The 14,515-nt window shown below is 53.2% G+C and carries 14 protein-coding genes; 11 read left to right on the forward strand and 3 right to left on the reverse strand.

Annotated elements, in window-relative coordinates:
* Positions 1-72 precede the first annotated feature (72 nt).
* The 5 genes from R70331_RS01290 to R70331_RS01310 are packed head-to-tail and all read left to right on the forward strand — an operon-like array spanning position 73 to position 4,260.
* The gene (locus tag R70331_RS01290; RefSeq protein WP_042172173.1) at positions 73-1,023 is read left to right on the forward strand and encodes an ABC transporter permease; all 951 of its coding nucleotides are present in this window, start codon (positions 73-75) and stop codon (positions 1,021-1,023) included.
* 4 nt (positions 1,024-1,027) lie between these two features.
* Complete coding sequence (locus tag R70331_RS01295) at positions 1,028-1,873, forward strand: ABC transporter permease (protein ID WP_042172175.1); 846 nt, start codon at positions 1,028-1,030, stop codon at positions 1,871-1,873.
* Positions 1,874-1,888: 15 nt separating this feature from the next.
* Positions 1,889-2,890: an ABC transporter ATP-binding protein gene (locus tag R70331_RS01300; protein ID WP_042172178.1), complete on the forward strand. Its 1,002-nt coding sequence runs from the start codon at positions 1,889-1,891 to the stop codon at positions 2,888-2,890.
* Positions 2,887-3,804, forward strand: coding sequence for an ABC transporter ATP-binding protein (locus tag R70331_RS01305; protein WP_042172181.1), 918 nt, complete (start codon positions 2,887-2,889; stop codon positions 3,802-3,804). The genes R70331_RS01300 and R70331_RS01305 overlap by 4 nt, the downstream gene beginning before the upstream one ends.
* A gap of 15 nt (positions 3,805-3,819) precedes the next feature.
* A complete protein-coding gene (locus tag R70331_RS01310; protein WP_042172183.1) occupies positions 3,820-4,260 on the forward strand; it encodes a hypothetical protein in 441 nt (146 codons plus the stop codon).
* 410 nt (positions 4,261-4,670) lie between these two features.
* Here R70331_RS01310 and R70331_RS01315 read toward each other — a convergent pair whose 3' ends face one another.
* On the reverse strand, positions 4,671-5,516 hold the full coding sequence (locus tag R70331_RS01315; protein ID WP_042172185.1) for an SDR family oxidoreductase: 846 nt from the start codon (positions 5,514-5,516) through the stop codon (positions 4,671-4,673).
* 185 nt (positions 5,517-5,701) lie between these two features.
* Between R70331_RS01315 and R70331_RS01320 the strand changes: the two genes are divergently transcribed.
* Entirely contained in the window at positions 5,702-6,739 is a 1,038-nt protein-coding gene (locus R70331_RS01320; protein ID WP_042172188.1) for an AI-2E family transporter, read from the forward strand.
* Between the two features lie 81 nt (positions 6,740-6,820).
* Here R70331_RS01320 and R70331_RS01325 read toward each other — a convergent pair whose 3' ends face one another.
* Positions 6,821-7,213: a hypothetical protein gene (locus R70331_RS01325; protein WP_042172191.1), complete on the reverse strand. Its 393-nt coding sequence runs from the start codon at positions 7,211-7,213 to the stop codon at positions 6,821-6,823.
* A gap of 266 nt (positions 7,214-7,479) precedes the next feature.
* Between R70331_RS01325 and R70331_RS01330 the strand changes: the two genes are divergently transcribed.
* From R70331_RS01330 to R70331_RS01340, 3 genes are all read left to right on the forward strand, one after another.
* Positions 7,480-8,175 (forward strand): response regulator transcription factor, encoded by a 696-nt coding sequence (locus R70331_RS01330; RefSeq protein WP_042172194.1) that lies wholly within the window; start codon positions 7,480-7,482, stop codon positions 8,173-8,175.
* Complete coding sequence (locus tag R70331_RS01335; RefSeq protein ID WP_042172198.1) at positions 8,172-9,638, forward strand: sensor histidine kinase; 1,467 nt, start codon at positions 8,172-8,174, stop codon at positions 9,636-9,638. The genes R70331_RS01330 and R70331_RS01335 overlap by 4 nt, the downstream gene beginning before the upstream one ends.
* An 88-nt stretch (positions 9,639-9,726) precedes the next feature.
* Positions 9,727-10,854 carry a TolB family protein gene (locus R70331_RS01340; protein WP_042172200.1) on the forward strand — a complete coding sequence of 376 codons (1,128 nt, stop codon included), beginning with the start codon at positions 9,727-9,729 and terminating at the stop codon, positions 10,852-10,854.
* A gap of 54 nt (positions 10,855-10,908) precedes the next feature.
* Here the strand turns inward: R70331_RS01340 and R70331_RS01345 are convergent, their stop codons facing one another.
* Positions 10,909-11,349: a DUF6376 family protein gene (locus R70331_RS01345; RefSeq protein WP_042172201.1), complete on the reverse strand. Its 441-nt coding sequence runs from the start codon at positions 11,347-11,349 to the stop codon at positions 10,909-10,911.
* Between the two features lie 395 nt (positions 11,350-11,744).
* On the opposite strand from R70331_RS01345, the gene R70331_RS01350 reads away from it, so the two are divergent.
* Positions 11,745-12,290, forward strand: a complete 546-nt coding sequence (locus tag R70331_RS01350) for a MarR family winged helix-turn-helix transcriptional regulator (protein WP_042172203.1) — start codon at positions 11,745-11,747, stop codon at positions 12,288-12,290.
* Positions 12,291-13,047: 757 nt separating this feature from the next.
* Complete coding sequence (locus R70331_RS01355; protein WP_042172205.1) at positions 13,048-14,502, forward strand: aryl-sulfate sulfotransferase; 1,455 nt, start codon at positions 13,048-13,050, stop codon at positions 14,500-14,502.
* The last annotated feature ends 13 nt before the right edge of the window (positions 14,503-14,515 follow it).

The raw sequence follows: 14,515 nt of genomic DNA on the forward strand, positions 1-14,515 counted from the left end.
AATAAGCACGGCCAAAAATAAGCTGGACCTCCAGCTTATTTTTTTGCCGATCATGAGCTGGGAGAATTACGTATGAGACAACTCATCGTCCGTAGGCTGCTGCAGACCATCCCGATGCTGTTTTTTGTATCGGTTGTCTGCTTTGCCATGATTAAGCTGGCGCCGGGAGATCCGGTGCTGTCCTTCGTTACACCTAATATGCATGCCGATGATATCGAACGGATCCGCCATAACCTTGGCTTGGACAAACCGGCCTATATTCAATATTTTATCTGGTTAGGCGAGCTGGTTCAGGGCAATTTCGGCTACTCCCTGGTTAACCACCAGCCTGTGCTGGGTCAGATTCTGGAACGCCTGCCTGCTACAGCGGGCCTGATGGGCAGCGCCATTGCGCTGGCCGTGCTGCTGGCGGTTCCGCTTGGCCTGATTGCCGGAGCAAACCGTAACCGCTGGGTAGACAAGCTGGTTAATCTCATTGCTTACATCGGGATTTCGGTTCCGCTGTTCTGGCTGGCGATTCTGCTGATGTATCTGTTCGCGATTAAGCTGCACCTGCTGCCAAGCATGGGTATGCGTACCATTGGCGTGGAATCCGCCGTTGATGTGCTGAAGCACGGCATTCTGCCCTGCACCGTTCTGGCCTTTGGCTTCCTTGCAACCTATGTCCGTTATATCCGGTCCAGTACAATCGGACAGCTGAAGGAAGAATACGTACAGATTCAGTATGCCTTCGGGTCCAAGAAATCGACGATTCTGTTCCGGCATGTCCTGAAGCATGTCCTGCTGCCGGTTATCACGCTGCTCGGAATGTCTATGGGCGATCTGGTAGCCGGAGCGATTGTGACGGAGACCGTTTTTTCCTGGCCGGGTATCGGTTCACTGGGGATGACAGCCGTCCGTGGGATGGATTATCCGGTCATTATGGGCATAACGCTATTCTCGTCGCTGATGCTGATCATCGGCAATCTGGCAGCGGATATTCTCTACAGCTTTGTAGATCCGCGCATCAAATTAAAGGGGTGACCTCATGAATCGCAGTAAATGGAAGAACCTGCAGTCCGAGCTGTTTACGAACGGTCTGGGTGTCGCCGCACTCGTTATATTGGTTGTCTTTACGCTGGGAGCGATTTTTGCCTTCCTGTCCGGCTATGACCCGAATGCAATGGATGCGATGAACAGGCTGACACCGCCGGGCAGCGCCCACTGGTTCGGGACGGATGATTACGGCCGGGATTATCTCGCACGTGCGCTTTATGGCGGGCGAGTCTCCCTGCTCGTCGGCTTTGCTTCAATGATTGTTGCCACCGTCATCGGGGTAGCCGTAGGCGTCATCAGCGGCTATTTCGGCGGCTGGCTGGATAATCTGCTTATGCGGATACTGGACATTATCATGTCGATTCCGTCTTTTCTAATCTTGCTGCTGTTAAGTGTGTTCCTGAAGCCTAGCGTCGGCAATATCATCATTATTATTGCCCTGCTGATGTGGATGAGCGTAGCCCGCGTCATCCGGGCGGAGACGCTGACGATCAAGGAACGGGAATATGTGCTGTATGCCAAGGCCTCGGGCCAAAGCGCTTCCGGCATCATCTGGCGGCATATACTGCCGGGGCTGATTCCGGTAACGATTGTAGGAGCAACGAATAACATCGCTTCAGCCATAATGATGGAATCCTCGCTGAGCTTCCTCGGCTTCGGTGTACAGCCGCCGAACGCCACCTGGGGCAGTATGCTGAACAGTGCGCAGGGATATATTGCCCAGGCGCCTTATCTGGCGCTGTTCCCGGGGCTGATGATTTTGCTGACAGTGCTGAGCTTCAATGTGCTGGGCGATATTTTACGGGTCGGCTTTGAACCTAAGCTGATCCGGAGATAAGGGAGTGAAGACATCATGAGTGAGCGGCTGCTCTCTGTTGAGGATCTGCAGGTATCGTTCTCCACCCGTGACGGTGAGAATCAGGCTGTGCGGGGTGTGAGCTTCCATATCAATGCAGGCGAAACTGTCGGGATCGTCGGAGAATCCGGCAGCGGTAAAAGTGTAACTGCTAAAGCGATCATGTCGCTAATTACCCCGCCCGGACGGATTACCTCCGGCAGGATTCAGTTTCAGGGCAAGGAGCTGACTGGTCTTTCCGAGAAGGAATGGCGGAAGCTGCGCGGCAATAGGATCGCGATGGTCTTTCAGGACCCGATGACCTCGCTGAATCCGGTTAAAAAAATCGGCCAGCAATTAACCGAAGTCATCCGCAGACACCGCGGATTAAGTAAAGCGGATGCCAATAAGGAAGCGGCGGAAATGCTGCGCCAGGTAGGCATCCGTGACCCTGAGCAGCGGCTGAACCAGTATCCGCATGAGTTCAGCGGCGGGATGCGCCAGCGGGTCATGATCGCGATGGCGCTCTCCTGCCAGCCGGAGCTGCTGATCGCTGATGAGCCGACCACGGCGCTTGACGCCACTATTCAGGCGCAGATTCTTGATCTGTTCAAGGAGCTGAAGGGCAAGTCGGATACCGCAGTCGCGCTGATCACCCACGATCTTGGTGTGGTGGCGCAGGTCTGCACCCGGGTTATTGTCATGTACGGCGGACTAGTCATGGAAGAAGGGACGGTCGAGGACATCTTCTACCGCCCGCAGCACCCGTATACGCAAGGGCTGCTGCGCTCGATTCCGAAGCGCGGCGGCGGCTCGCGCGAGCGGCTCATTCCGATCGAGGGCACACCGCCCGATCTGCTGAACCCGCCTCCGGGCTGCCCGTTCATGGAGCGCTGCCTGCATGCCTTTGAGCGCTGCAGCCAGCGCCCGCCGGTGACCGGGCTGTCGCCCGGACACCACTCGATGTGCTGGCTGGCGGCAGGCGAGCAGCCGGCTGTGGAAGGAGGCGTTACACAGTGAGCGAGAGTAAGATACTAGTAGACGTAAATAATCTGAAAAAGCACTTCTCCAAGGGGAAGGATCTGCGCGGACGTGATACATCCGTGCTCAAGGCAGTGGACGGCGTAAGCTTCCAGATCCGCCGCGGAGAGACCTTCGGGCTGGTCGGAGAGTCGGGAAGCGGCAAGTCAACCGTCGGGCGCTGCCTGCTCCGGCTGTACGATTATACAGCAGGCGAGGTTTCGTTCGACGGGCAGCCGCTCGGGCGTCTGGGTGAGAAGCAGCTGAAGCCGTTCCGCAGAAGGATTCAGTCTATTTTTCAGGACCCGTACTCCTCGCTGAATCCCAGTCTGAATGTGCTGGACCTGATCAGCGAGCCGATGAAGATTCACGGTGTACACCAGGGCGATGAGCGCAAGGAAGCGGTAGCTGCGCTGCTGGAAAGGGTAGGCCTGAAGCGGGAGCATCTGTACCGCTATCCCCATGAGTTCAGCGGCGGGCAGCGGCAGCGCATTTCCATTGCCAGGGCGCTGTCGGTAAGACCGGAATTCGTCGTCTGCGATGAGCCGATCTCGGCGCTCGACGTCTCTGTCCAGGCCCAGGTGGTTAACATGCTGGAGGATCTGCAGGCCGAGTTCGGGCTGACTTATCTGTTCATCGCCCATGACCTGTCGATGGTCCGGCATATCTCCGACCGGATCGGCGTTATGTACGGCGGACGGCTGGTTGAGGTAGCAGACAGCGATGAGCTGTATGACAATCCGCTTCATCCGTATACCAGAGCGCTGCTGTCCTCCATTCTGGAGACAGATCCGCTGAAGGCGACGGAGCGCATCCAGCTGGACGGCTTCTCCGTCTCACGGGGCGAGGGCGAAGCAGCACCGCTGCAGGAAGTAAGCCCTGGCCACTTTGTAGCTTATGATTTCAAGGAATAAACAGGAGGTAATGAAATGACGGAATCAGTGGGTAAAGTCAAATTATCGCAATGGGATGCCTTGCTGCTTGAGTCGCTGCGCGGACAGGGCTGGTCTGATGAGCAGCTGCTCGGGATCACATCCGCAGCAGAGCTGCCGGAGGATAACAGCCCGTTCCAATTCGATTATAAGCAGCTGGCTGCCTTTGCGGCAGAGAAGCCTAAGGAGTACCGGCAGGCAGTAACGGAAGGCTATCAGATCAAATACAACACGATCCGCGGCATCCGCAGCTGGATTCTGGTTGCGCTTGGCAAAGAGCCGAAGCTGGAGCTGGAAGAAGGCCGGGAAGCGGTTGAAGCGGAATTGACGGCCGATGAGAGAATCCGTGTCGAGCAGGTGCTCTCCTTCGGCTGGGCGATTAGTCCTGCCGATCCGCAGGCGGACGGTGTTTACCGGATTGAACCGGTTCAGCGGTAACCGGTGAACAAATGAGACGGCCCTCCGGCATCATGCCGGAGGGCCGTTTATATTACATTTCTGTTGCGGACACAGGAAACAGGGATAAACACAGCCCTACAAGCATGAAATAGACTAAGGAGGAGGCGCTTGCAAGTCTCCACCATTTAATTGGATTTTTGCCACCTAATTCTTAAAATACACAGCATTTCTAATGATTAGTTGGAAAATCAACACTTATTTTGGACTGCGGAAGCCATTTGGGGAGGAAAGGGGAAAATTAAGTAGCGTTTTTCCCACTAATGCTCTCTCAATCAGCAGTTGCTTCGAAATTAGATGGCGAATTTCCACTTAGTTTGACAAACATCACCAGCTCTTCAGGCAAATCCGTAATAGCATAAGTAAAGCTGCGTTTACGCGGCCCCTCAGCACTACATATTCAGCTGAATCTTACGCGTGCTGAGCACACCGTCCAGCCCGGTAGGGTCTGCCTTTACTTTAAGTGCTACGAAGGCTTCGGCCCGTTCTGAAGTGCGGATACGCACCGGCTTGGTCTCCATGTGCACCAGCTCCCACATTACATTAGCTACGGACTCTGCTGTCTGCGGCTCTACATTACGCTGCAGAAAGGCTGCGGTATAGGCATCAATTACAGGCTTGTACTCATCCTCCAGAATGCCTCCGGTAACAGCTACATGGCCCATAACAGTATTGGTGAATTCTGTAGCAATAGCTCCGGGTTCCAGCAGGGTTACATCAATGTTGAACTGCGGCTTGTAATAGGTAGCCAGGCTTTCGAGCAGTCCCTCTACCGCGAACTTGCTGGCACAGTATATTTCATTCATCGGCTGGCCGACAAGTCCGCCTACGCTTGAGGTTGCAACAATATGGGCATATCCGCTCTTCTGCAAAAGCGGCAGTGCAGCCTGAATAGTCTGCATCACTCCGTAGACATTTGTGTCAAACACGCGGTGAATATCTTCCATCGGCGCCTGTCCAAGAGCGCGCAGATAACCGTAGCCGGCATTTGCGAACAGCACATCTAGTGTACCGTGCTCATGCGCGATCCGTCCGATAACCGCCTGGATACTGGCCGGATCGGTGACCTCGAGCTGCACAAAATGCAGATTGCTTTTATCAAGGTAGAGCTCCTGATCGCGTTCCAGATTCCGTGTCCCGGCATATACAGTCCAGCCTTCCCTTGCGAAAAGCAGAGCCGTTGCCAGGCCGATTCCGGAGGATGCGCCGGTAATGCAGATAATTTTACCCATATTCATGTTGCCTCCTTATTGGTAGTTGGAACATATTTTTACACATTGCAGCATAAAGCGGGTGCAGCTTTCTTAAGTTTACATAAAGACTGCATTTTCGCGTATTTTTGCGGACACCTTATATTGTAGGATCGTTTTCATTACGGTAGACTGTAATGGAGTCTATAGCTGCAAGCGAATGGAGAGGAACGATGGAAGTGTTTAAGCGTTATTACGCAAATTTGACGGTCCGGCGCTTTGGGATTTTAGTGCTGATCGGTCTGCTGCTCTACAGTATCAGAGATATGCTTAATTTAGTGCTCCTGACATTTTTGATTGCTTATGTGATGAACAGCTTTCAGGTTCTGCTGACGAAGCGGATCAGCAAGTTCGTCAAAGTGAACAGCAAAGTCATTATTGTCATTCTGTACATGGCGCTGATCGCGATGATCGTGCTTGCCCTGGTTAAATATTTACCCAAAGTGTTCGAGCAAGTCAAGCAATTAACCACTTATCTAACGAACCTGACTTCTGACGATATTCCGCAAAACCAGATCACCCTGTATCTGTTCAACATGCTCAAGGACCTCAATTACCAGTCCTACCTCAAGGGCGGAATTGATTATGTGTTTAAAATCAGCAACTGGGGCACCACCTTCGTATTATCCACCATTCTGAGCTTTGTTTTCATCCTGGAAAAAGGCCGCATTGTCAGCTTTACTTCCAGCCTGAGAGAGAGCAAGATTTCCTGGTTCTACGTCGAGCTTGAGTATTTCGGCAAAAAATTCATTTCCTCCTTCGGTAAGGTCATTGAAGCTCAGATTCTGATCGCACTGTTCAATACCGTGTTCACCGTGATAGGGCTGTGGATTCTGGGCATGTTCTTCTCACCGTTCCCTTACCTGTTTGCGCTATCCATCATGATTTTCCTGCTCAGCCTGATCCCGGTGGTCGGCTTCGTTATCTCACTGGTTCCGCTTTGTATTATCGGCTATAACATCGGCGGGCTTGAAATGGTTATCTATGTACTTGCCATGATCGCCGTGCTGCACTTTATGGAGGGTTATTTCCTCAATCCGAAGCTGATGTCCTCGAAGATGAACCTGCCGATGTTCTACACCTTCATCGTGCTGCTCTTCTCTGAGCATTACATTGGGATTTGGGGCCTGATTCTCGGGATTCCGATCTTTGTATTCTTCCTGGATATTCTCGAGATAACCCGAGATGAGCCGCCCAAGCCCTTAAAATAATAAACAGGCAGCCCGCCAGCAGATAACTGCTGAACGGCTGCCTTTTTTTAAAAAGCTCAAGCGGGAATCCTGCTTTTGGAATCAGCCGAATGTAGTGGTGACGCTTTCGGTTACGAGTTCTCTCAGCTCGGCTGTTTGGGCTATGTACTGCTCAGCCGTAATACTGCCGTTAGCCAGCCGGAGATCCAGCTGCTCTGTAAGCTGTGCGACCTGCAGATTAATAACGCTGTCCACGTTGCCGCCGTTCTCTGCTGCGATATCCTTCAGGGATTTGCCTTCATACAGCGACTCATACAGCTCTTCATCAGAGGACTGGTTCAGCGCGTCCAGCAGCGCATCCTTGTCAGCCACAGGGGTCGAGGTGGACCATTTGGCTACCGGAGAGGCAAGGGCGGCGGTTCTGCCCCAGGACGTTCCTCCAAAAGACATGGCAACAATCATGGTCCCGACAATCATCACTCGTTTTATATTCATGTAAATATCCTCTTTTCATTATTAATTATATCGGTAAAGGGTTATAGGCTGGGTCGGCTAGGATAAGTATGCTTAAGTGCATTATAAACGGGAAAGCTGAGGCTAAGCTTAAGTCCGGTTAAAGATTACCTAAAGTTGAATGCGGACGGCCGGCGCCTTTGGCCGCACAGACAATTCAAGTTATACTATCAGCAGAAGCAGAAAGGTTACTGCGGGAAGCAGTGCCAGATAGTAAATAAACCATAAGGGTAAGGGGTGAACCGCCCATGAATAAAAAAGTGCTGGTCGTCGACGATGAACAGAGCATATCCGGCGCAATTGCCTACGCACTCCGGCGGGAGGGCTATGAGGTGGATACGGCAGGCGACGGGGAGGAGGCGCTCTCCAAGGTGCAGACCTTCCGGCCGAGTGTGCTGGTGCTGGATGTTATGATGCCGAAGCTGAACGGCTATGATGTATGCCGGCGGCTGGAAGACCGTGATGATATCGGTATTATTCTGCTGACAGTCAAAAATGATATTGTCGATAAAATCATTGGCCTTGAGCTGGGGGCAGACGATTATATGACGAAGCCGTTCGAAATCCGCGAGCTGCTGGCCCGGGTTAAGGCTCTTCTGCGCAGGCTGGAGAAGAAGACGGGCGAATCTATAGGCGAGGTGCTTGAGTACGGGGAGCTGCGTATCTATTCGGAGCGGCGTTCTGCCGAGCTTAAGGCTGAGGAGCTGGAGCTGACGCCGAAGGAGTTCGATCTGCTGCTGCTCCTGCTCTCTCACCCGCAGCGCGTATATATGCGGGAGGAGCTGCTGGAGCAGGTCTGGGAGATGGACTATGCCGGCGGCACACGTACGGTGGATATTCACATTCAGCGGCTGCGTAAAAAGCTTGGCGACCCGTATCAGAATATGCTGCAGACCGTCTACGGGGTAGGTTATAAAGCAGTGCCGGCAGGGAGCTACCCATGAGATTCAGCATCAAGCTGAAGTTCAGCCTGTTTCTGGGTCTGCTGCTCATTCTGGCGGTTAGTGTGCTGAGCTATTTCGTCCTGCGCGGGGTGGAGCGCAATGAGCAGACCCAGGCGGAGGCTTCGCTTGCCCAGCATGTCAAAACAGTCAACCTGCGTGTAAAGCAGGCTTATTATACCGGCGTGCAGCCCCCGCCGCAGCAGTTTCTGCAGCGGCGCGGGCGCGAGCTGGCGACGGAGCTGGCGGGCTTTACCGGCCTTGAGGTAACACTCTATGATGCGCAGGGTGAGCAGGCGGGAACCTCGGTGCAGGGCGTTCCCGTGCCTGGAGATCCAGGCACGGCAGAGGCGCTCACTTATGCACTGCAGAACAAAATCGCCTACCAGAGCAAGGGGGACAAGCTGCTGTATCTGGCCCCCCTTCAAGGTCCGGAGGCACAGATGGGCGTAGTACAGCTCCAATACCCGCTGAAGAATGCGCAGGCGTTCCAGCAGACGCTCCGTAATCTGTTCCTGACCACCGGAGCCGCTGTGCTGCTGCTCAGCTTCATCACCGGTTATTTGTATTTTAACCGGGCAGCCGTAGCCATCAGCCGGCTGAAGAAGGCGGCGGAATCGATCCGCCGCACCGAATATATCCCCGCCCCGCCGCTGGAGCGCAGGGATGAGCTGGGTGAGCTGGCGGAGGGCATTTATTACATGAGCAGGGAGATTGAATCAAGCATTGCCGCCAAGGATGAGGAGCAGCGCAAGCTGCAGCTCGCCGTAACCAAGCTTCAGGCGCTGGAGCAGCAGCAGAAGCAGTATATCGGCAACATCAGCCATGAGTTCAAAACACCGCTGACTTCAATTAAAGCCTACGTAGATCTGCTTAACATGTACGACGATGATCCCCAGCTGCTGCTGGAGGCCAAGATCAGCATTGCCAAGGAGACAGACCGGCTGTATGAGATGGTGGATAAGGTGCTGCAGCTGACGGCGCTGGAGAAATATGATTTTGAATCACAGGCAGAAAGATTCGAGGCGGCTGAAGGGCTGCAGGATATATGCGGACGGATGAACGGCAAGGCGGAGCGTTTCGGGCTGACATTAACTCTTGAGGCAGAGCCTGCGCATATCTGGATCGATAAAGAGAGCTTTATGCATATCTTCATCAATCTGATTGATAATGCGATCAAGTATAATGTTCCGGGCGGTACGGTCTCTCTGCGCAGCGAGGTCCGGGAGGACCGGGTGGAGATTACGGTCAGCGATACCGGAATCGGGATTCCGTCTGAGGCGCGGGAGAAAATTTTCGAGCCGTTCTTTACGGTCAACCGCGACCGCGCCCGGGCTTCGGGCGGTACCGGACTCGGGCTGTCACTGGTGCGCAATCTGGTTGAGAAGCAGGGAGGGAGTATTGCTTTGCTGGAGACGGAGGGGGAGGGCTCAGCCTTCCGGCTTTCTTTTCCGCAGATACAATAACGTTTACAAGTTGGAAACATCCTGCGGCGGTTTGGAAACAAGTATGGGGTATTCTGGGTGCAACAACAGTAGTAGGGGGAAAGCGATCATGAGCAGACAAGCGGGCGGAAGGCTGGGTAAGGCCGGGCTGGCAATGCTGGGTGCGGCAGTTATGCTGTCAATGACAGCCTGCAGCCCGGATGAGACGGAGGCAAGGCAGGTCGTTGAGAAGGCAGGCTCGAAGATTACGGTAATGGATAACACCAGCGAATCTGTCTATACCCGGCTGCAGCTGGAAGGCATCGACAAGGTCGGAGGCATGCGCAGCATGGACTGGGTGGACGAGGATGTTATTGTGGTGGATAAAGAGAACCGCAGCCTGGCTCCGCAGATGATTGAAGGTACAGAGCAGTACCCGCATAACCTCTACCTGCACAACCTCTCTACCGGGGGGGATACGCCGCTGCAGGAAGGGAACCAGAATTACGGAGCTGCGCAGGTGTCTCCCGATAAACAGTATGTTTTTTATAAAGAAACCAATGAAATGGTCGGCCTCGGCTATATCCGGAATCTGGAGTCCGGCTCTGCCGTCAAGGTGGATGAAGCGCCGTTCCGGGTGGAGGAGGGGAAATGGGCAGACGACGGGCGTGTTGTGTTTCCCGGCATGGATGGAGTGATTTACAGAACGGATGTGCAGGGGGCAAAAGAGACTGTCGTGGAGTCCGGTGAATCCTATGTGCATGAGGTAGTGGAGTCTGGCGGAATTCTTTACTACGTGACAGGAGACAATATGGAGCTGACTGCTTATGATACAGATTCAAAGGAGTCCAAGGTGCTGAAGCAAAACGTGGTCTGGGTGGCGCCTTCTCCGGACGGCAGCAGGCTGGCGGTCGTGAAGCGGACCCGGCCGGGAGAAATGGTGCTGGTGCTCTGCGACAGCGAGGGCAATGAGATGAACGAGCTTGCCTCCGGCCAGCAGGTATTCGGAACCAGCTGGTCACCGGACGGCAGCAAGCTGGCCTACTCGTTAACCGCGGAGAACCCGGCGGATGACCAGAACGGAGTCTTTATTACCGAGCTGGAGAGCGGGGAGCAGACACAATTGCTGAGTGATATTGCAATTGCCGACCAGCTGCGCTGGAGCCCGTCCGGCAAGAAGCTGCTGGCTTCGGCGGCCGTGCTGAAGGACAACAAGGTTGAATCTACGACCTATGTGATCAGGCTGTCCCAGCCATAATTAAAAACGCCTGAGGGTTGGCTTTCGCTCAACCCTCAGGCGTTTTTAATGCTGTTATTGCGGGATCAGCTGGCTGATCTGGTTCAGCAGACCGTTGATCTGGCTGATTGTTTCTGGAATTCCTGTTGATTCAAAGGCGGCTTTGCCCTCCTCCAGGTTGGCTGCAGCCTGATCCAGGCCCTGCTGGAGCTTCTCGTTATAGCTCACGATAGACTGGTGGAGTTCAGTAGCATATTCAGGAACCTGAAGATTGGCATAACCGGTAATCTGCTCCTTCAGGGCATTCAGCCGTTCTGTTAAGTCCTCTCTGGCTTGGACGTCTGTGGCTGCATCAGCAGCCAATGTCTCCATCTCCTGACCGAATGCTGTTAAGGTCTGCATGTATGAGGCTGTATCTGTGGCAAAGGTGACACTGTCCCCGACCTTCTCGGCAAATCCGCAGCCCGGGACTATCAGCAGGATGAGCAGCAGCAGACCCAGTCCATATTTCTTCATTTGCTTCACTCCTCTTTGGTTAGGTATATGCCATGTTTATTGTATTTCATACGTCTTGCCGGCAGAGCGGGTTACGGTAAACCTCATGAAATTACGATGAAAATTCGATGAATTAAAGTTAAGAAAGAGAATAAATTAAATTCTTACTTGACAGGTGGGATTAAAGGGTTATATGATTACACCAATCCTTTACCAGTAATTAAATGAACAGTGAAATAATGAACTGAGCCGATTGGACCGCCAAAGGCTCCCGCAGTACTACCCTATGGAGGGAGTCTGCCGGGAGCCTTTTTTTGTATACTCGGGGTTCCCGCAAAGTACCTGAGTTAGCTTCATGTACAAGCGGCACTTTGTGGGGGTGTTTTGTTTGGCTGACAGAGGAAGGCGGGGAAGAGATGACAGATGAGCAATGGGAACAGCTGGAGGAAGCAGACTATCTGTTCCGCAGAATGGTGCGCAGATTCGTTAAGGAACGTGACCGCGTGAACGTCGAGGGCATTACCTTGCCGGGCATGCTGATTCTGAACAAAATTATCCGGGAGGGCGAGCAGCGGCTGAGTGATTTGGCCGGCGAGCTCGACTTCACCTCCGGTGCGATTACGGCACTAAGCGATAAGCTGGAGACAGGCGGATTTACAGTCCGCAGGCGGAAAGAAGATGACCGCCGGACAGTGCTGCTTGATATTACAGCCAAAGGCCGGGAGCTGGTTCAGCGCAACAGCAATATCGGTGAACGATGTATCACGCTTCTGTTCGAGGGCTTTACGGAGGAGGAGCTTGCCCAGCAGAGCCGCTTTTTTGAGCGGATCACCCGGAATCTGGAGGGATTCTCGGATACACTGCTGGAGCTGGCCAGACAGAATGCAGAAGCTCCCCCGCCTCCGGCTCCTGAGCAGAAGCCGCGAAGAGCTGTGCCGGATAACAAGTATCTAAGCTACTGATAAGCGGTCCGGGTGATAATTGCTAAGCTGCCGAGTAACTGTAACAAGCTGCAAGTGCTTAAGTTATGGAGAGCTGTGCCGGATAACAAGTGATTAAGCTGACGATAAATTCGTCATATAACGAGTCTGTATTATTCTTATAACAACGCTTGTTACACAATATAGTGCGACAAGTCGGATTGCGATAAGCCTAAGGAAATCCTATGCGAAGCCTATGGAAATCCTCTGGAAATCCTATGAAAAGCCTGTGCGAAGCCTAAGGAAATCCTATAAAAATCCTGTGCGAAGCCTCCGCCGTGTTCATCTGAGTAAATAGGTGGAAATTGTCTATCTAATCCCCGGCCAAACGCCGAAATGAGGACATTAGGTGGAAAAAGGCTAACTAATTCTACTGTTTTTGAGCTTATGAGAGGTTAGCGATCGAAATAAGTGGCGATTTTCCATCTAACGCCTGCAAATAGGAAGAATGGATCAAATTAGGTGGCTAAAATCCAACTAAAGGCTGCTTCTGAGGCCAACGTGGAGCATACGCTCGCAAGTACTGGTTAGTGCGTCCAGAGCGGGCTTTCATACACAAATTGAATCCAGGGAGCTTATCCTCGCAATAGCTAAGCTTATGCTTTGAAGCAAATGTTATCCGAAGCAAACGCAGGGAGTCTACGCTAACAAAAACTAAGCATATGCTTCCGAAGCAAGTTTTTGTACGAAGCAAACGCAGGGAGTCTACGCTAACAAAAACTTTTAAGGAGAGATAATCATGGGACACTCAACCATTTATCCGACAGGAGCTACCTTATACAACCCGGCCAAGGCATGGAGCGGCTATACCGTCTATCAGGCAGGGGAGGAAGGCGTCGTACTGATTGATATGAACGGCAAGGAGGTCCACCTGTGGCAGGGGCTGCTGGGCTTTCCGGCCAAGATTCTCCCGGGCGGCTATGTGCTGGGCAGCACAGGCAGAAGAGACCCGAAGTTCGGCATTCAGGACAATGTCGATCTGGTTCAGGTGGACTGGGACGGCAATATTGTCTGGAAATTTAACAGCTATGAGCATATCGAGGACCCGGGCTATGAGCCGCTCTGGTATGCCCGCCAGCACCATGATTATCAGCGGGAAGGCAATCCGGTAGGCTATTATGCTCCGGGACTTGAACCGCAGGTGCATAGCGGAAAGACGCTGATTCTGGCTCACAAAAACCTGCATAACCATGACATTTCCAACAAAGAGCTGCTGGACGATACCATTCTTGAAGTGGACTGGGAAGGCAAAATCGTCTGGGAGTGGAAGGCCAGTGATCATTTTGCCGAGCTTGGTTTTGATGAGGCGGCGCGCAATGTATTGTTCCGTGACCCGAATACCCGTTCCTTCGGCCATCTGGGCGGCGGTATCGGCGACTGGCTGCATATCAACTCTGCTTCCTACGTAGGTCCGAATAAATTTTACGATAACGGGGACGGACGCTTCCACCCCGACAACATTATCTGGGATGCCCGTGAGGCCAACATTATTGCCATTACCGACAGAGCGACAGGTGCTATTGTCTGGCGGCTCGGACCGGACTATTCTCTGCCTGAGGTGAAGCACATCGGCTGGATTATCGGCCAGCATCATGCCCACATTATTCCGAAGGGCCTGCCGGGTGAAGGCAACCTGCTTGTATTTGATAACGGCGGCTGGGGCGGTTACGGCCTGCCGAATCCGGCATCGCCTTTTGGACAAAAAAATGCTGTTCGTGACCACTCGCGCATTCTGGAGATTAACCCGGTTACTTTTGAAATCGAGTGGCAATATACCTCGGCAGAGGCAGGCTTCTCTGTCCCGACGGATTCTTACAAATTCTACAGCCCGTATATCAGCTCAGCCCAGCGCCTGGAGAATGGCAACACACTGATTACAGAAGGCTCCAACGGACGCCTGTTCGAGGTAACCGCAGAGCATGAAATCGTGTGGGAGTATATCTCGCCGTACACAGACCGCCGCAATACCAATATGGTGTACCGTTCCTACCGGGTGCCTTACGCCTGGGTTCCGCAGCTTACGAAGCCGCAGGAGACGGCAATTGAGCCGATTGATGTGACGACGTTCAGAGTGCCGGGAGCAGCGCCAAAAGGCTCGGATTCTGTAGTGGCTGTAGCCACCACCCTGCCGTTTGTAGAGGGAGCCGCTTGCGTGGCTACGGCAGATGAAGGTGTCTTGCAGCGTAAAGGCTAGCCCATTATATAAC

The organism is Paenibacillus sp. FSL R7-0331 (assembly GCF_000758645.1).
GTDB lineage: Bacteria > Bacillota > Bacilli > Paenibacillales > Paenibacillaceae > Paenibacillus_AQ > Paenibacillus_AQ camerounensis.

Excerpts from the sequence above, each read along its gene's own strand:
- R70331_RS01350 (WP_042172203.1), top strand. The coding sequence starts at position 11,745 with ATGACAGATGAGCAATGGGAACAGCTGGAGGAAGCAGACTATCTGTTC.
- R70331_RS01325 (WP_042172191.1), bottom strand. The coding sequence starts at position 7,213 with ATGAATATAAAACGAGTGATGATTGTCGGGACCATGATTGTTGCCATG.
- R70331_RS01320 (WP_042172188.1), top strand. The coding sequence starts at position 5,702 with ATGGAAGTGTTTAAGCGTTATTACGCAAATTTGACGGTCCGGCGCTTT.
- R70331_RS01300 (WP_042172178.1), top strand. The coding sequence starts at position 1,889 with ATGAGTGAGCGGCTGCTCTCTGTTGAGGATCTGCAGGTATCGTTCTCC.
- R70331_RS01340 (WP_042172200.1), top strand. The coding sequence starts at position 9,727 with ATGAGCAGACAAGCGGGCGGAAGGCTGGGTAAGGCCGGGCTGGCAATG.
- R70331_RS01330 (WP_042172194.1), top strand. The coding sequence starts at position 7,480 with ATGAATAAAAAAGTGCTGGTCGTCGACGATGAACAGAGCATATCCGGC.
- R70331_RS01355 (WP_042172205.1), top strand. The coding sequence starts at position 13,048 with ATGGGACACTCAACCATTTATCCGACAGGAGCTACCTTATACAACCCG.
- R70331_RS01335 (WP_042172198.1), top strand. The coding sequence starts at position 8,172 with ATGAGATTCAGCATCAAGCTGAAGTTCAGCCTGTTTCTGGGTCTGCTG.
- R70331_RS01315 (WP_042172185.1), bottom strand. The coding sequence starts at position 5,516 with ATGAATATGGGTAAAATTATCTGCATTACCGGCGCATCCTCCGGAATC.
- R70331_RS01290 (WP_042172173.1), top strand. The coding sequence starts at position 73 with ATGAGACAACTCATCGTCCGTAGGCTGCTGCAGACCATCCCGATGCTG.
- R70331_RS01310 (WP_042172183.1), top strand. The coding sequence starts at position 3,820 with ATGACGGAATCAGTGGGTAAAGTCAAATTATCGCAATGGGATGCCTTG.
- R70331_RS01345 (WP_042172201.1), bottom strand. The coding sequence starts at position 11,349 with ATGAAGAAATATGGACTGGGTCTGCTGCTGCTCATCCTGCTGATAGTC.
- R70331_RS01295 (WP_042172175.1), top strand. The coding sequence starts at position 1,028 with ATGAATCGCAGTAAATGGAAGAACCTGCAGTCCGAGCTGTTTACGAAC.